The 16,399-nt window shown below is 63.8% G+C and carries 18 protein-coding genes and 1 pseudogene; 10 read left to right on the top strand and 9 right to left on the bottom strand.

Annotated elements, in window-relative coordinates:
• The first annotated feature begins 27 nt into the window (after positions 1–27).
• From dctP to ACOOE1_RS16300, 3 genes are all read left to right on the top strand, one after another.
• Positions 28–1,023 (top strand): TRAP transporter substrate-binding protein DctP, encoded by a 996-nt coding sequence (dctP, locus tag ACOOE1_RS16310; RefSeq protein WP_420403259.1) that lies wholly within the window; start codon positions 28–30, stop codon positions 1,021–1,023.
• A 63-nt stretch (positions 1,024–1,086) separates the two neighbouring features.
• The gene (locus ACOOE1_RS16305; protein WP_420403258.1) at positions 1,087–1,596 is read left to right on the top strand and encodes a TRAP transporter small permease; all 510 of its coding nucleotides are present in this window, start codon (positions 1,087–1,089) and stop codon (positions 1,594–1,596) included.
• Between the two features lies 1 nt (position 1,597).
• The gene (locus tag ACOOE1_RS16300; RefSeq protein ID WP_420403257.1) at positions 1,598–2,875 is read left to right on the top strand and encodes a TRAP transporter large permease; all 1,278 of its coding nucleotides are present in this window, start codon (positions 1,598–1,600) and stop codon (positions 2,873–2,875) included.
• A gap of 13 nt (positions 2,876–2,888) precedes the next feature.
• Here the strand turns inward: ACOOE1_RS16300 and ACOOE1_RS16295 are convergent, their stop codons facing one another.
• The 6 genes from ACOOE1_RS16295 to ACOOE1_RS16270 all read right to left on the bottom strand — a co-directional run bounded on the left by ACOOE1_RS16295 (position 2,889) and on the right by ACOOE1_RS16270 (position 9,466).
• Entirely contained in the window at positions 2,889–3,368 is a 480-nt protein-coding gene (locus ACOOE1_RS16295; protein WP_420403256.1) for a hypothetical protein, read from the bottom strand.
• Between the two features lie 91 nt (positions 3,369–3,459).
• Positions 3,460–4,344 carry an amino acid ABC transporter substrate-binding protein gene (locus tag ACOOE1_RS16290; protein WP_420403255.1) on the bottom strand — a complete coding sequence of 295 codons (885 nt, stop codon included), beginning with the start codon at positions 4,342–4,344 and terminating at the stop codon, positions 3,460–3,462.
• Between the two features lie 168 nt (positions 4,345–4,512).
• Positions 4,513–4,848: a hypothetical protein gene (locus ACOOE1_RS16285; protein ID WP_420403254.1), complete on the bottom strand. Its 336-nt coding sequence runs from the start codon at positions 4,846–4,848 to the stop codon at positions 4,513–4,515.
• Between the two features lie 167 nt (positions 4,849–5,015).
• A complete protein-coding gene (locus ACOOE1_RS16280; RefSeq protein WP_420403253.1) occupies positions 5,016–7,580 on the bottom strand; it encodes a PAS domain-containing sensor histidine kinase in 2,565 nt (854 codons plus the stop codon).
• Positions 7,581–7,667: 87 nt separating this feature from the next.
• Positions 7,668–8,588, bottom strand: a complete 921-nt coding sequence (locus ACOOE1_RS16275; protein WP_420403252.1) for a glycosyltransferase — start codon at positions 8,586–8,588, stop codon at positions 7,668–7,670.
• Positions 8,589–8,863: 275 nt separating this feature from the next.
• A complete protein-coding gene (locus tag ACOOE1_RS16270; RefSeq protein ID WP_420403251.1) occupies positions 8,864–9,466 on the bottom strand; it encodes a superoxide dismutase in 603 nt (200 codons plus the stop codon).
• A 198-nt stretch (positions 9,467–9,664) separates the two neighbouring features.
• Here ACOOE1_RS16270 and ACOOE1_RS16265 point away from each other — a divergent pair, with 198 nt between their 5' ends.
• Together ACOOE1_RS16265 and nudC are read left to right on the top strand one after the other, a co-directional pair.
• The gene (locus ACOOE1_RS16265; RefSeq protein WP_420403250.1) at positions 9,665–10,456 is read left to right on the top strand and encodes a phosphodiesterase; all 792 of its coding nucleotides are present in this window, start codon (positions 9,665–9,667) and stop codon (positions 10,454–10,456) included.
• A gap of 66 nt (positions 10,457–10,522) precedes the next feature.
• Positions 10,523–11,479, top strand: a complete 957-nt coding sequence (gene nudC / locus ACOOE1_RS16260) for an NAD(+) diphosphatase (RefSeq protein ID WP_420403249.1) — start codon at positions 10,523–10,525, stop codon at positions 11,477–11,479.
• A 7-nt stretch (positions 11,480–11,486) separates the two neighbouring features.
• Here the strand turns inward: nudC and ACOOE1_RS16255 are convergent.
• Positions 11,487–11,804: pseudogene (locus ACOOE1_RS16255) on the bottom strand (4a-hydroxytetrahydrobiopterin dehydratase); the annotation flags it as partial.
• Positions 11,805–11,864: 60 nt separating this feature from the next.
• Here ACOOE1_RS16255 and ACOOE1_RS16250 point away from each other — a divergent pair.
• From ACOOE1_RS16250 to ACOOE1_RS16230, 5 genes are all read left to right on the top strand, one after another.
• A complete protein-coding gene (locus tag ACOOE1_RS16250) occupies positions 11,865–12,263 on the top strand; it encodes a metallopeptidase family protein (protein WP_420403248.1) in 399 nt (132 codons plus the stop codon).
• A 108-nt stretch (positions 12,264–12,371) separates the two neighbouring features.
• Complete coding sequence (locus ACOOE1_RS16245) at positions 12,372–12,827, top strand: group III truncated hemoglobin (protein WP_420403247.1); 456 nt, start codon at positions 12,372–12,374, stop codon at positions 12,825–12,827.
• Complete coding sequence (locus ACOOE1_RS16240) at positions 12,824–13,048, top strand: hypothetical protein (RefSeq protein WP_420403246.1); 225 nt, start codon at positions 12,824–12,826, stop codon at positions 13,046–13,048. The genes ACOOE1_RS16245 and ACOOE1_RS16240 overlap by 4 nt, the downstream gene beginning before the upstream one ends.
• A gap of 124 nt (positions 13,049–13,172) precedes the next feature.
• Positions 13,173–13,472, top strand: a complete 300-nt coding sequence (locus tag ACOOE1_RS16235) for a DUF1971 domain-containing protein (RefSeq protein ID WP_420403245.1) — start codon at positions 13,173–13,175, stop codon at positions 13,470–13,472.
• 7 nt (positions 13,473–13,479) lie between these two features.
• Positions 13,480–13,908 (top strand): Rrf2 family transcriptional regulator, encoded by a 429-nt coding sequence (locus ACOOE1_RS16230; RefSeq protein WP_420403244.1) that lies wholly within the window; start codon positions 13,480–13,482, stop codon positions 13,906–13,908.
• 7 nt (positions 13,909–13,915) lie between these two features.
• Here ACOOE1_RS16230 and ACOOE1_RS16225 read toward each other — a convergent pair whose 3' ends face one another.
• Complete coding sequence (locus tag ACOOE1_RS16225) at positions 13,916–14,545, bottom strand: GNAT family N-acetyltransferase (protein ID WP_420403243.1); 630 nt, start codon at positions 14,543–14,545, stop codon at positions 13,916–13,918.
• A 2-nt stretch (positions 14,546–14,547) separates the two neighbouring features.
• Positions 14,548–16,380, bottom strand: a complete 1,833-nt coding sequence (gene mutL, locus ACOOE1_RS16220) for a DNA mismatch repair endonuclease MutL (protein WP_420406444.1) — start codon at positions 16,378–16,380, stop codon at positions 14,548–14,550.
• Positions 16,381–16,399 lie beyond the last annotated feature (19 nt).

Below are 16,399 nucleotides of genomic sequence, written 5' to 3'. Positions count from 1 at the left end.
AAGACCAGTCCCTAAAGGAGGAAACCCATGAAGCGTTGGATTCTAGGAGCCGTCGCGGCCGCCGCCCTGATGGCGCAGCCGATCGAGGCCTTTGCCGAGACCACCATCCGCGTCACCCTGCAGCTCCCCGAGAAGCATTCGCTCGGGCAGAACTGGCTCGCCTTCAAGAAGATCGTCGAGGAGAAGTCCGGCGGCGAGCTGAAGGTGCAGCTGTTCCCGTCGGCCCAGCTGTTCAAGGACAAGGAAGTCCCGGGTGCCGTCGGCTCCGGCGCGGTCGAGGCGGGCTCCGCCTTCATCGGCCGGTTCGCGGGCTCGGTCCCGACCGTCGACGTGATCTCCATCCCCTTCGTCTTCGACGACGAGGCCCATGTCCGCGCCGCCGTCGCACCCGGTTCGGCGCTGCGCAAGGAGATCGACGATGCCGTCCTCAAGGAGACCGGCAACAAGATCCTCTGGTGGCAGGCCTTCGGCCTCAACATCTATCTCGGCAAGGACGCGCCGATCGTCGAGCCGGGCGACCTGAAGGGCAAGAAGGTCCGGACCTACGGCAAGATCCAGGGCTGGACCGTCGAGGAACTCGGCGGCGCGCCGACCCTGATGTCCGGCTCCAAGCAGTTCCTCGCCTACCAGCAGGGCGCGGTCGATGTCGGCATGACCGGCGCCTCGGCGGTGAAGTCCCGCAAGCTCTACGAGGTGATGGACCACATGACGCTGACCTTCGACAGCGCCATCGAGTTCGTCGCGGTGATGAACAAGGACTTCTACGAGGGGCTCTCCGAGGCCCACAGGAAGATCGTCGACGACGCCGCCCGCGAGGTCGAGCAGCAACTGCGCGACGCGATCTACACCGAGCAGGCCGAGGCCGTCGAGGAAGTCAGTTCCAAGATGAATGTCGTCAAACTGACCGACGCCCAGCGCGCCGCCTGGAAACAGGCGACCGCCGGCATCGTCGACCGTTTCGTCAAGGAGACCGGCCCGGCCGGCCAGGCTGCGGTCGACGCCGCCCGCGCCGCGGCGAAGTAAGCCGAACCATCCCGCGGGAGGCGGCGACATCCGCCTCCCGTTTCCTCTCTCCGCGAGGCCCCCATGATCCTCAGGTGCATTGACGCGATCTCCGAGTTCACCGGCAAGCTTTGCGCCTGGAGTCTGGTGGCGGTCGGCTTCTTCATCACCTTCGAGATCGTCATGCGCTACATCTTCACGGCGCCGACGATCTGGGTCGACGAGATCAGCCGGATCCTCCAGGTCTGGGTGGTCTATCTTGGCGCGGCCTACGTGCTGAAGCACCGCGAAATGGTGACCATCGAGCTGATTCTGCGCAATCCCAACACCGTCTGGCGCCGCCTCGCCGAGAGCCTGGCCATCCTGGTCATGTTCCTCTTCGCCGGTGTCGCGATCTATTACGGCTTCGCGCTCTGGCTGAAGGAAACCCTCGCCGGCCACACCACGGACACCTATCTGGCGCCGCCGAAATGGATCACCAGCGCGCCGGTCTGGGTCGGCAATGCGCTTCTCGTCCTGCAGGGCGTGGTGCAGCTTGTCCGGGTCTGGACCGAGGACCTGCCCGAGGACGACATCCTGGAAGGCGCGCACTGAGATGGAAGCCTTCCTGATTCTCGCGGCCCTGCTCGCACTGCTTCTGCTGCGCACCCCGGTTGCCTTCGCGCTCGGCGGCCTCGGCGTCATCCTGCTGGCCCTCAAGGGGCTGCCGATGGTGGCGGTACCGCAACGCCTGCACGGTTCGATGGACAGTTTCGAGCTGCTCGCCGTGCCGATGTTCCTGCTGATGTCCAACGTGCTGCTGAAGGGCGGCGTCGGGCGCGATCTCTATTCCGCGGTGCAGAGCTGGGTCGGTCACTGGCCAGGCGGGCTCGGGGTCGCGACCATTCTCTCCTGCACGCTCTTTTCCGCGATCTCCGGCTCTTCGGTTGCCACCGCGGCGACGATCGGTACCGTGGCGATTCCCGAGATGGTGAACCGCGGCTACGACCGGCGCTTCGTCTTCGGCATGCTGGCCGCGGGCGGCACGCTCGGCATCCTGATTCCGCCCTCGATCCCGTTGATCATCTACGGCGTGATCTCGGAGACCTCGATCCCGACCCTCTTCCTTGCCGGCATCGGCCCCGGCCTGTTCCTGGCAGGCGTCTTCACAATCTACGGCATGCTCTATGCCCGGTTCTCCGGTCTCTACCAGCCGGTCTCCGCGGCAACCTGGAAGGAACGCGGGCGGGCCACACTCGGCGCCCTGCCGACCCTCCTGCTCGCGGCCGCCGTGGTCGGCTCGATCTATCTCGGGATCGCCACCCCGTCGGAAAGCGCCGGACTCGGCTTCGTGGTCGCGCTCCTCATCACCTTCGCCATGGGCCGGATGGACTGGCCGAAGCTGAAGGCGGCGGTCGAGGCCTCGCTGAAGACCTCGGTCATGGTGCTGATCATCGTCGCCGGCGCGAAGGTCTTCTCCTACGCCATCACCCTCTACCTGATCCCGCAGACCATTTCCTCGCTGCTGACCGAGAGCATCTCCACGCCCGCCCTCTTCATGCTGGCGGTCGGCGCGGTGCTGCTGCTCATGGGCTTCTTCCTCGAGAGTCTCTCGATGCTGCTCATCATGGTGCCGGTGATGCTGCCGGCAGTGCTCGACATGGGGATCGATCCGGTATGGTTCGGAATCTTCTTCGTGGTGCTGATCGAGACCGCGCTGATCACGCCGCCGGTGGGAATGAACCTGTTCGTCATACAGGCCGTCGCCAAGGCCCGCCTGGAGGACGTCGCGCGCGGCGCCGTGCCGTTCGCCGTCTTCATGTTGCTGACGGCGGTGCTGCTCTGGTTCTGGAAAGATCTTGCGCTCTATATCCCGTACCAGCTGATGCGGTGATCCCGTTCCGGTTTCACTGGCCGAGCAGCCAGGCCCGTGCGGCATCAATATCGTCGAATCCCCGGACACGGCCGTCGGTAATCTTTTTCAGCGCGGAAGAGGCGGAACCGAACACGTCATATTCTGCCGGCGCCCCCTGGTAACCCGGCAGCACGACCGCCTCGCGCGTGAGACCTCCGGCGATCACACGCGGAAACACATGCTCCGCCAGCCATGCGTCGGAATGCTGGAAACCGGAGTTCAGAAAACGCAGATCCGCAAGCCAGAGGCGAAAGCCGCCTTGTTCGAAGCGCTCGCAGATGAACTCGAGCACGGTCCGGAACTGTTGCTCCGTTTCAAAACCGCCGAACCAGGTATCGGAGATCAGGCCTATTTCGGGATTTTGCCCGACCACTGCATATACCCGGCCGGACGGGAGGCGGAATTCCCGGATATCGACGATACTGAACAGCGACCTTACGTCTGCCCGGGTCTCCTCGGCTTGAGAGATCACGCACACCTCCGCGTCTGACGACACTCAATGACGACAGGTCCGGTCGCACGCCCGAACCGAGTCAGTTGGCCGCATTCTCAGCCTTGCCAGATCAGTCCGGGAGCGAGACCGCGCCGTAGAAGAAGCGTACCTCCGATGTCGGCTGGCCGAAATGGGCCTCAAAGACCTTCAGAATCTGGCCGGAACGGTAAAGCTTGCTGAGCGCCCGGTCGATCAGCAGGCGAAACTCTTCGTCGCCACGCGGAATCGCCAGTGCATAGGGCTCCAGCGTATAGCTCTTGCGGGAAACCTCGAACTCGCTGAGTTCCCGTTTGCGGACCAGCCCGGCAAGAATCGCGCGGTCGGCGAAATAGGCGTCTATGGTTCCGGCCGAGAGACGGTCCATGCCCCGGTCGTGATTCTCGACGGTCTCGATCGTCACCCCCTCGATCGCCGAGATCGCGCTCTTCATCAGCCAGGCTTCGGCCGTCGTTCCCTTGCGGACCGCGAATGACCTGCCCTGAAGCGCCGTGGACACTACCGCCCGCGAGGCATTGGCCGGGCTGTTCGTCAGCAGAACCTCTTTCAGCAGATCCGGTGCGTCCGTTCGAACCGCCGCCCCAACCCCGGTGATGAAGGTCGGGATCGAGAACGACACCTTCTCACGCCGTGAAAGGGTCGCGGTCGTGGCGCCGCACAGCACGTCGATCTCCCCGGTCGTCAGTTTCTCGAACCGGTTGGACGCATCGACCGGCACGACCGTGCCCTTGAGGTCCCCGATGCCGGAGGTATCGACGATAACGTTCGCGATCAGACCGCATAGATCGACGCTGAACCCGCTCAGTGTCGTCCCGTCCTTGGACGCAAAAGGCGGCGCGTCCGTGCGGATGCCGAGCGCGATGCTCTTCCCGTCGACAATCTTGTCCAGCACGGCGCCGGCATCGGCGCGCGTCGAAGGATTCAGCAAAAACAGAAACGCGGCTAGCACTATAGCCACCGCTCTCCGAAACAACCTCTCCATAACCCTCTCCGACCATTCCGCTCAACGAATGCCACCTTACATTGATGTACCCCCGGGACAAGGCTCGTCTTCCTTGATTCCGCCTGCGGGGCAAGAGCTTGAAAGAATCGGCGAGTGCAATGCGGCGGGTAGCGGCGGCGAAGACTATTTTCCGGCCATCCAGGCGATTGCGTCTTCGATTTTGACAAAAGCCTTCCGCTCCTGCGGAAACCGCTCCATCCGGTAGACCGACCAGAGCCGGGCCAGAAACAGCGCCCCCTGATCGAGGACAAGACTGGCCGATTTTGCGTTGAGCCGTCCCGGATAACGGGCGAGATGGGCGTTCGTTTGTTCCATGTCCCGGGTCGTGTAGTGAGACAGGTCTGCCTCCCTCAGATCCCAGAGCACCGGTACGCCCTGACCGAATTCCGGGTAATGATTCAGCACGCTCATGCCCTGGCCAACCACATCGCCCGTCAGCGGCTTCCGGACGTGAATCATCAGGAAAGTAAAGCCATTCCGGCATATGCGGCAGGTTTCGATCACGCGACCTAATCCCGTATTTTTTTAATAGATTAAGCGCAGCGCAGGATTTTTACAATTTATTTCAGAGAGTTGACAGGGGGTGTTGCAGAGCGACGGCATCCGGGACGGCCGCGGCGAAAAATTCAGTCGGCGGCCTCGACCATCGGAAAGCGGATTACGATCTCCACGCCCTCTCCGGGTACGCTGTCGCAACGTACTGTACCTTTCAGTACCTGCGTGACCAGATTGAACAGGATATGCATGCCGAGACCGCTGCCGCCCTGGCCGCGCTTCGTCGTGAAGAACGGGTCGAAGATCCGCTTCACCGTTTCTTCCGGCATGCCCTCGCCATCGTCCGCATAGGTCAGCTCGAGAACCGCGTCGGACCGGGCAACCGTGATGGAGATCTTTCCGCTGTCCCGTGCCGGGAAACCGTGGATGATCGAATTCATCACCAGATTGGTCAGGATCTGCGCGATGGCGCCGGGATAACTCCGAAGAACGATGTCGTCCGGTCCGGAAATCGAGACCGTCACCCCCTCAGTCCGCAGCTGCGGACTGAGGCTGTCCATGATGTCCTGCAGATATCCGAGCAGGTTGAACGTCCGCTCCTCCTCGCTGGTCTGGTCGACCGCGATGCTCTTGAAGCTCGAAATCAGCTTCGCGGCACGTTCGAGGTTCGCGTCCACCAGTCGCATCCCCTCGACAATCCGGATCAACGAGGCGTCGAACTCGCTTTTCTTGAGCTTTCCGTTCTCGAGCGCCGACATGAGGTCGCTGACCGATCTCGAAACCGTCGAGCCCGCAGTGACACAGACCCCGATCGGCGTATTGATCTCATGCGCGATGCCGGCGACCATCGAGCCGAGCGAGGCCAGGCGCTCGGACTCGATCAGGCTCTGTCTTGCTTCATGCAGTTCGGAAATGTCTGTGGTCGCGCCGACATATCCTTCAAACACGCCGTTCTCCCAAAGCGGAATCGCATTCATGCGGTAGTGCCTTGGAGTTCCCGAAAGGGTTCGCGTCACTTCATAATCCCGGATCGGCTCACGCCTGTTGTAGGCCTCCAACAGCGTTCGTCCGACCTCTTCGCTGTCCCCGACCTCGACGTGATAGTCGGCAAGCTTCATCCCGAGCAGCCGGGACAACGGGAGCCCTCCGGGGGTCGGGAAATTGTCCGAGGACAGATACGTGAACCTCAGGTCTGCATCGCACTCCCAGAACCAGTCTGCGGACGCATGGGCCAGAATCCGGAACCTGCGCTCGTTCACCCTGAGCTCCTGGGTGCGTTCCAGCACCTTTTTTTCGAGGTCGTCCCTCGCGCGCTCGAGTGCGCGCTGGGACTCGATCAGCTCGGTCACGTCGTAGCGCAGGACGCCCAACCCCTGCACCTCGTCGTTGCGATCGACGAGCGGAAAGCGGCTTATCCTGAGATGTACGGGTTTGCCATCGGTTCCGGCCCGCGAGACGACGGAGTCCGCACTCGTGCGCGCCTCCATCATTTCGAGTTCCTGCGCCGTCACACTTGCCGCGTCGTCCTCGATCCCAAGCAGCTCGAACATTTCCGCCGTGGTCCGGCCGACGATCTGCTCCGCGCTCAAGCCGATCTGTTCAAGTGCCGCCTTGTTGGCGCGAACCAGCCGCGTTTCACGGTCCCGGATCATGATCCCGTGTCCGAAGTTGTCGAACAGGTTGCGCAGAAGGTCTTCGGCCTCCTGGTGCCGTCGCTCGAGCGCGCGCCGCTCGGTCACGTCCTGGCGCAAGAGAATGACTCCGCCCTGAGGAACACGGGTCTCGTACGTCAGGCAGGTTCTCTCACCCAATTGCTCCTCGTAAGGAGCGCCGGACGCCTCGAGGTGACTCCGGACACGCTCGTCGACGTAGCGGCGGGTCTCCTCAGGCTCGAGCCCTGCAACGAGCCCGCACTCGGCGATCTCGGAAACAACCTGGCGGAAACTGAGTCCCACAGCGAGATCGGGATCATTCCGGAACGTCGGATTGAACTGCGCGAATTTCCGGTTGCAGATGACAAGTTTGTCATCGCGGTCGAAGATCGCAAATGCTGCCGGCATGGCCATGATGGCCCCCCGCAGGATGGCTTCGAGATGCGCCGCGCGCTCACGCTCCGCAGAGAGGGCGAGCTGGGTCTCTCTCATATCGGTAACATCGATCGCGACGGTGCCGAGTCCGATCACCACACCTCTGTCGTCAAGCGCCGGAAACTTCACCAGAAGCCGGTTGTGCCGGCGCCCGAAACGCTCGACTTCGACCTCAAGTGTCGCGGGCCGGCCGGTTCGCGCCACCTCATTCTCGACGCGCTCGATTTCGGCGCGGTTCCCGGACGATTCGGATATGATCTTTCCGGCGCCCGTTCCGATCACATCGGACAAGGGTTTGCCGTACCATTCGCAATAGGCACGGTTGGCCATGAGATATCGGCCCGTCGGATCCTTCAGGTTCATGCAGACCGGGGAATGCTCGAAGAGCGCGCCGAAGAGGAACTCCGATTCCCTGTGGCGCCGAAGCTCCCGCTCCGCCGTCCGCGATCTGATCGCGAGCGCGACGACCATGGCCGCGGCGATAGCGGCCAGTGCGAGCGCGGCCGCAAGGCCGTTTCCGGCGATCGGACCGACACCGGCCCATTCCAGGACGAGGACGGCCAACAGGACCAGGTTCACCCCGCCGAGGGCGATCGAATATCTGAACATCGGGAGGGCCTCTCCGGAACCGTCAGGCAAAAGTCCACGATCGAGCGTACCTCGACGTTCCTCTACCGGCCAGAATCCAGATGACTTTCAATTTCCCGGGGCTGCAGTGCGGGATGACTCCGCCATTTTTTTCAGGCGCGCAACCTTGGCCCGGTTATCCATGTGCTGTCGAAACTGCAGCCAGGGAAGTACGGCAGTTATGTAGAGCGAGATCCAGATTGCGCCATGCTGCTTGTTCCGGAAATCCCACGGCAGATAGGCTCCCCATACCAGGCCCAGACACAACATTGTCTGGCGCAGGGTTCGCGCGATGGATCGCTGATGGGGCCGCGCCCAGCTTACGTAGGTCTGATAGCGCCAGTAGGCGTTGGCGATCGACTTGAAAGTGTCCCGGCGCAAATGGTGGACGTATGCACTGGGCAAATAGCGCAATTTCGCATCCGGGATTTTTGCGTAGATCTTCCTGCAGATCTCGAAATCTTCACCGTTGGTTCTCAGTACGGGGGGATAGCGACCGGCGGCCTCAAGGGCACTGCGGCGAAACACCGTATTCGCCCCGAAGAGAAAACGCGGATTCTCCACCACGGATTGCCCGTAGTGCTGGCGCATGTGATAGGTCCGCCAGCGATCTGCAATGGTGCCGCGCTCGGTCTCGTTCACCGCACCGGCGACACCGCATAGATCCGGACTGCGCTCCATTTCCTCTGCCAGAATCCGGAGCCAATGCGGGTCGGCCGCGCAGTCCGAGTCGATCGACGCGATCAGATCGCCCTTGGTGAACCGAACGCCGGTGTTGCGCGCGGTCGCGAGCCCCTTGTTGACGGCATGCTGAACAATCCTGACTCCGGGATAGCGCTTGGCGATCTTGAGAGTCCGATCCTTGCTGCCGTCATCAATGACCAGGATCTCATCCGGTTTGCGCACTTGGGCAATCAGCGACGCGAGACAAGCGCCGATCGTGCGTTCCGCGTTGTAGCAGGGGACGTAGACGGAGATTTTCAGAGACACGCGACAACCTGTTTCAAATCTGGACGCGACCCCCAATCGGCGCTCGCCGGGCGGAGGTCCCTGCAAGGCATAATAGCAGTTGGGAGCAGCAGAACACGACCGCAGCACCTGCGGTGGCTTATAGAACTGTTCGCTGACTTCCGGAAACAGGAAATCTGACCGCTCACGACATTGGCGGATGAGCCGCCGAGCGTCCGTCTAGTACCGAGACGGCCTGGAACGCAAACGAGCCCGCCTGAGGCGGGCCCGCTCGACCTTAGGATTCACGCGAATGCTCAGCTCGCCTTGGCGAAGAGCTCTCCGACATAATCCCAGTTGACCATGTTCTCGATGAACGCCTTCACGTAATCCGGGCGACGGTTGCGATAGTCGATGTAGTAGGAATGCTCCCACACGTCGCAGCCGAGCAGCACGGTCTCACCGTAGGCCATCGGGCTCTCGCCATTCGGCGTCTTGGTGACCTTCAGCTTGCCGTCGCTGCCCATCGCGAGCCAGCACCAGCCGGAACCGAACTGGGTCACGCCGGCCTCGATGAACGCGGCCTTGAAAGCGTCGACCGAACCGAGATCCTCGACGATCTTCTTTTCCAGCGCACCCGGGATGGCGCCGCCGCCGTTCTTCTTCATCATCTGCCAGAACTGGACGTGGTTCCAATGCTGGCTGGCATTGTTGAACAGACCGGTCATCTTTTCCTTGTAGGCGGTCTGAACGATCTCCTCGACGGACTTGCCTTCGAGACCGGTGCCTTCGAGCAGCTTGTTGCCGTTGGTCACGTAGGCCTGGTGGTGCTTGTCGTGGTGAAACTCGAGCGTTTCCTTCGACATATACGGCTGAAGCGCTTCGTAATCGTAGGGAAGGGCAGGCAGTTCGAGGGCCATTTCGGTCTCCTGTCTTTTCGAATGTGATCTCGCCGGAAGCCGGCTGCGCATTGGTCATGCCAGCAAAACGTTTCCAATGTGCGCCAGTTCTCCCTTGAAGGTGACTTAATTCACATTGGCCGAAATGCAAAGGGAAACAAACTGGACAATTCGGGGACGGACCCGTGCAATAGGATCAAAGGTTGGGAGAAGTCGGGCATGTTGATAGCCGAAATCACGGATACGCATCTGATGGATGGCGGGCTTCCGGCCTATGGGTCGATCGACACCAGAGCGTTTCTGGAAGCGGCCGTCGACAAGCTGGCCTCTCTCTCGCCGCGCCCCGATGTACTGCTGGTCGCGGGGGACGTCTCCGAGGACGGAACCGCGGGTTCCTACCGGATCTTCCGCGAAATCGTCGCTCGCCTCGGAATACCGGTCTTTGTGGTTCCAGGAAACCACGACGCCCGGGAGAACATGCGATCCGCTTTCTTGGCGGATGGCTACCTGCCGTCAGAGGGGCATCTCGACTATATCGCCGAGATCGGGCCGCTGACCCTGATCGCACTCGACACCCTGGTCGAAGGCGAAGTGCATGGAGAGATCGCCCCGGAGCGTCGGGACTGGCTCGAATCCGCCCTCCACGAGACACGGAATCGCCCGGCGATCGTCATGCTGCATCACCCGCCTTTTGCAACCGGCACGAAGATGGACGAGATCGGCTGCCGCGACGGCGACGCCCTTGCGGCGGTGATCCGGCGGTTCGACAATGTGGAGATCGTGCTCGCGGGGCATTTTCACCGCTCCGTGCACCGGCGCTGGGCCGGGACGGCCGCAAATATATGCTCCTCGACGGCGCACCAGATGGGACTCGACCTCGCGCATGCGCCCGGTTTCAAGGTGTTCATGGAGCCGCCGCAGGTCCAGCTGCTGCATTGGCGGCCCGAGACCGGGCTCGCGGTCCATCAGGTCCCGATCGGCGATTATGAGTGCGTGCACGAGGGCAGATAACCGGACTGCCCCACTTTCCCCAACCCGTGATTGCCGCCCGCGCCGGAGCGTGTAAACTCCGGCGCCATGACATCCGGATATCCCCTTGATCTTACCCGCCGCCAGCCGAACATCTACGGCTTCAGCGGGCTCGACCGCAGCGCCCATCTCCGCGAGGAGGAGGGCTGGCTGGAAAGGCTTGTCGGCGACGAAGGCACCCGGCTGGTGCCGGTCTGGCGCAGCCGCTCTCTGGTCCTCGGCGCGGACAGTGAAACCCCAGCCGCGGCGCTCCTGAACGCACGGGAGTTCACTGTCCTCGTCGAACGTTCCGAAACCGTCATCTTCCTCGGCAACCGCGGCAGCGAGGCGCATGTGGCGGTCGACCTTTCCCATCTGGAAGAAGACGAGGCGGCTCGCCTGGTCAGCGGCGCGGGTGAATTCCTCGACCTCCGTCAGGTCGGCCCTGTCCTGGAGCGCTTCGAGGGTTCGATCCTCGCCTATGCCCGGGGCCTGATGCACTGGCACCAGCGCCACCGCTATTGCGGCGTCTGCGGCGCCTCGACCCGAATATCGAAAGGCGGCCACCAGCGCAATTGCAGCAACGAGAGCTGCCGCACCCCGGCTTTTCCGCGAACCGACCCGGCGGTCATCATGCTGGTCCATGATTCGGCCGGAGAGAACGCCCTTCTCGGGCGCCAGGCGGTCTGGCCGGAAGGGCGCTACTCCACCCTCGCCGGCTTCGTCGAGCCGGGCGAGACCCTGGAGGAGGCCGTCGCGCGCGAGGTCTACGAGGAGACCGGCGTCGAGGTGCGCGACGTGCGCTACCATTCCTCCCAGCCCTGGCCCTTCCCCGCCTCGATCATGCTCGGCTTCCATGCCGAAGCGAAGACGACGGAGATCCACCGCCGCGACGAGGAACTCGAGGACGCGCAATGGTTCAGCCGCGAGGAGCTGCTGGACTTCCGCTCCCTGGGCAAGGCCCTGCCGAGCAGGGATTCCATCGCCCGCCGCCTGATCGAGGACTGGCTCGCGGGAGAGGCCTGAGCCGGATCTAGTCCCTTTCCGGCTCGCCTTCGGCCAGCCCGTCCATCTGCACCGCGAGATCGATGTCGAGACGCGTCAGGCCACCTGCGTCGTGGGTGCTCAGCGTCACATCGATCCGGTTGTAGACATTGAACCATTCCGGATGGTGATCCATCTCCTCGGCGATTTCCGCAACTCTCGTCATGAACGCAAAGGCATCCCTGAAATTGCCGAAGCGGTAGCTGCGTGAAATGGCGTCGCGGCCCTCGACCGGACTCCAGTCCGGCAGTCCCGCAAGAGCCTGGTCCCGTTCCGCCCCGGCCAGCTTCTTGACCATGTCGGCCTCCTTCCCCGAGGTTCGGCTTCCATGCTAGCGCAAAACCCGCGTGCCGGTTATAGCCTTGCCATGACCAAATTGATCGAACCGCCCAGTCTCGACGATATCGAACGTCTCGCGCGCGAGGCTTTCGCGACGATTCCGGATGCGTTGCGCGCACAGACCGGGGACGTGACCTTTCTGGTCACCGATTTCGCCGAAGAGGACGTGCTGGACGAGTTCGGGGCCGAAAGCCCGTTCGAGATCCTCGGTCTCTATGCCGGGATCCCTTTCGGCGAGGCGGAGACCGTGGCGAGTCCGTCCGACCTTAACCGCATCTTTCTCTACCGCCGGCCCATCCTCAACTACTGGTGCGAGAGCGGCGAGGATCTGCAGAGCATCGTCCGCCATGTGCTGATCCACGAAATCGGTCATCACTTCGGCTTCTCCGACGACGACATGGAAGCGATAGAGGCCGCGGCGGACTGACGGCCCGCGGCGGCGCCTCGGCGCGGATTGTCGCAGGCATGCCGCTTGTCTTGAGTGTCGCGTCAAAAGATGCATATTAAATTCATCTTATTTCGAGGGAGACCTCCGATGAATATTGAACCGATCCGCAGCGCCCCCGAAAGGCGGGCGGAACTCCAGGCCCAGGCCGCCGCGCTCGGAATCGACGAGGCCTACATCGACCGTCTCGTCGAGGCTTTTTACCGTAAAGTCCGACAGGACGGGATGCTCGGCCCGGTCTTCGCGCGCCGGATTGTGGACTGGAGCCCGCATCTCGCACGCATGAAGGCGTTCTGGGGCTCGGTGGCCCTCAATAGCGGACAATATTCCGGCAAGCCGGTGCCGGCGCACCTGGCGCTGAAAGAGGTCCGTCACGCGCATTTCGAACGCTGGCTCGCGCTCTTCCAGGAGACGCTGGAAGAGACCGCCCCGACGCCCGGCGCGGTGTTCCATTTCATGGAGCGCGCACAGCGGATCGCCACCAGCCTGCAGCTCGCCATGTTCGGCCTGCCGGAGCTGCAGACGCCGAAAGGAGACGGCAAATGATCGTTCTCAAGATCGTCACCATGCTGGCCCTCGCCGCGACGGCCGGCTTCTTCCTGATCTATCTGACGGCGCTCGAGACCGGCAGCCGCGAGGATGCCCGTCTCGGTCGGAAATCCTTTCTCGACGAGACCGGCGGCGCGCTGGTCTTCGCCGCGCGCGGCGCCTTCTTTGGCTGGATCGCCCTGCTGGTCGCGCTGACCGCCGTGAACGCGGTCGGCTGAGAGGAGACATCATGAAACATCGCCTCCCCCTCTGGCGCCGGATCGGTCCGATCGTCCTGCTCTGGATCGCCGCCCCCTTGCCGCTCTATATCTGGGCCGGACTCGCACTCGCCCTCGGGCTCCGATGAGCGCCCCGGCCCCGATGCCGCCGGCGCTCCCGGCAGGCGCCCGGCACTACAGCAGCTCGCCGCACTTCACGGAAATCACCACGCCGGCGAAACTGACGGAGCTGCATCGGACCAAGCCCGGCGTCTGGGGCCGGCTGGTCGTGGATCAGGGCACCCTCATCTTCGTCGAGCCGGACCCTTGGGGAACGGAGCAGAGAGTTGGCGCGGGCGAGACCGTCATCATCGTCCCGGAGCGCCCGCACCGCGTGGCTCTCGACGGTCCGGTACGTTTCCTTATCGAATTTTACCGGGAGTGACCGCGCCATGCGACTCAACGTGCAGACGGACTACGCCCTGCGCCTGCTAATGCATCTCGCTGTCAGCACCGACCGACTCGTCACCATCCAGGAAGCAGCTGACCGCTTCCGGATCTCGAAGAATCACCTGATGAAACTCGCCAATGCGCTCGGCCGTGACGGGTTCGTCGAAGCTGTGCGCGGTCGCCGTGGAGGTCTTCGCCTGGCCCGCCCGGCCGAAGAGATCACAATCGGCGAGGTGGTGCGCCGGATGGAAAACGATTTCGCTCTCGTCGAGTGCTTCCAGGCCGGAGGCAACGAATGCCTGATCACACCGGCCTGCCGTCTCAAGGGCGTGCTGCACCGCGCAGTCGATGCCTTTCTCGCGGAGCTCGATCGCTGCACGCTCGACGGGCTGGTGAAAACGAACGAACCGCTGCGCCTGCTTCTCGCCTGAAAAGGCCTCAGGTGACCCCGCGGCCGAGCCAGACGGCGCGGCCGGTATTTTCCTCCGGCGGCAGCGCAATCGGCGTGAACCCCGCGCGCCTCCAGAAGGCGAGGCCTCCGGCATTTCCGGGATTGACGCCGACATGGACGCGTCGCGCGCCGGCCTCCCGCACGCGCGGATACCAGGCTGCCAGCAGTCGGGAGCCGATCCCGCGGCGCTGCAGGCGCGGCAGCAGGTTCATGTGCAGGTGGCCGGGATGGTCCGCGACCACCGCGTCCGGGACCACACCCTCCGGATGGTGAATGCGATGCGCCCGCTTCGTGTCCGCATCCCACGCCGGATCAGGCACCGGCCCCGGATCGGGATAGCGCCGGCGCAGTGGCGGCCACCAGTCCCGCTCCTGCCGGGCCTCGAAGGCCCGCGTGTCCGCGCTGCCGACCAGATAGCCCGCGACACCCTCATCATCCACCGCGACGAGACAGAGATCCGGCAACAGCACCGCATAGGGAGCGACATAGACATGCCCCATGATTTCCGGATCGCGGTAGAGCCGGCGCGCATCCCCGCCCGCATCTCCCGTCAGAAGCGAGATCCGGTAGAGCGCGGGAAGATCTTCTTCGCGATAGGTCCTGATCCGGACCGCCATCCTCAACGCCGTCCGAAGAGTTTCTCGATATCGTTGAGCGAGAGCGAGACATAGGTCGGGCGGCCGTGATTGCACTGACCGGAGTGGGGCGTCGCCTCCATCTCGCGCAGCAGCGCGTTCATTTCCTCGACCGTCAGACGCCGGCCCGACCGGACCGAGCCGTGACAGGCGATGGTGCCGCAGATATGCGCCAGCCGGTCCTTAAGCGCCATCGCCTCGCCGAACTCGGTCAATTCCTCTGCAAGGTCGCGCACCAGGCCCTGCACGTCCGCCTCGCCCATCAGGGCCGGGACCTCGCGAACGACCACCGCACCGGCCCCGAACGGCTCGAGCACGAGGCCGAGCTCGGCGAATTCCTCCGCCCGCGCGCCAAGCCTGTCGACCGCGCCCTCGTCCAGCTCGACCACTTCCGGGATCAGCAGCATCTGCCGCTTGATGCTGTCCGCCTCGAGCGCCTTTTTCATCCGCTCGTAGACCAGCCGCTCATGCGCGGCGTGCTGGTCGACGATGACCATCCCCTCGCCGGTCTGCGCGACGATATAGTTCTCGTGCAGCTGCGTCCTGGCGGCGCCGAGCGGATGGTTCTGCAGCGCCGCGCTTTCCGGCGCGTGCGTCTCGACCCGCGCCTGCGGCGCGCTATCCTCCATCATGCCGCCGATCGGAGCCTGATAGGCCATCGCCGCTTCCGCCATGCCGCGCGGCGCGCCTGTCTGCGAATAGCTCGGCGGCTGCCATTGATAACCGGGCGTGCCCGGGGGGCCCTGCTCGGCCGAGCGGCCCAGCGCGCCGAGGGCGGCGTTCGAGACCGTGGTCGAGGCCCTGTGGCCAGCGGCGGTCAGCGCATGCTTCAGCGCCCCGACGATCAGACCGCGGACAAGTCCCGGTTCGCGAAACCGGACCTCGGTCTTGGCCGGATGGACGTTCACGTCCACCGCTTCCGGCGGCACGTCGAGGAACAGCGCCAGCATCGGATGACGGTCGTGCGAGATGAAATCCATGTAGGCGCCGCGCACCGCGCCGTAGAGCAGCTTGTCCCGCACCGGCCGACCATTGACGAAGAGGAACTGATGGCTGGTGGTGCGCTTGTTGATGGTCGGCAGGCCGGCATAGCCGGAGAGGCGGATGCCCTCGCGCTCCGCCTCGATCGGCAGCGCGTTGTCCTCGAAATCACGCCCCATCACGGCGCCGAGCCGGACGAGCCGCGCCTCGAACAGATCGCCCGTCGCCTCGTTGAGGCGCAGGCTCGTGCGCGTACCGTCGCCGAGCGAAAAGGCAACATGAGGATGCGCCATCGCCAGCCGTTCGATGACGTCGACCGCATGGCTGTATTCCGTCCGCGCCGCCTTCAGAAATTTCAGCCGTGCAGGCGTTGCGTAGAAAAGATCGCGGACCTCGATCCGCGTGCCCTGGCCGAGCGCCGCCGGTTCCGCCACGCCGACCCGGCCGCCCTCTACGGAAAGGCTCCAGGCGCTGTATTCCGGTCCCGCCGCGGCGGCGCGCGTGGTGATCGTCATCCGGCTTACCGCACCGATGGACGGCAGTGCCTCGCCCCGGAATCCGAGGCTCATGATGTTGGTCAGGTCCTCGCCCTTGAGCTTGGAGGTGGCGTGCCGCTCGACCGCGATCTCCAGCTCCTCGCGGGTCATGCCGATGCCGTTATCGGTGATGCTGATCGCGGTACGCCCGCCGTCCCGCATGACGATGTCGATTCGCGTCGCCCCGGCGTCGAGCGCGTTCTCGACCAGCTCCTTCACCGCGCTCGCGGGGCGTTCGACCACCTCGCCGGCGGCGATCCGATTGACCAGTCCGTCGGGGAGGCGGCGGATCCGCCCGATGCGTTCGTCAGTTCGTTGC

Origin of the sequence: Nisaea sp. (assembly GCF_965216895.1) — a bacterium.
Lineage (GTDB): Bacteria > Pseudomonadota > Alphaproteobacteria > Thalassobaculales > Thalassobaculaceae > Nisaea.
Note: the sequence above shows the minus strand (reverse complement) of the source record. Positions and strands in the feature narration are given on the sequence as shown.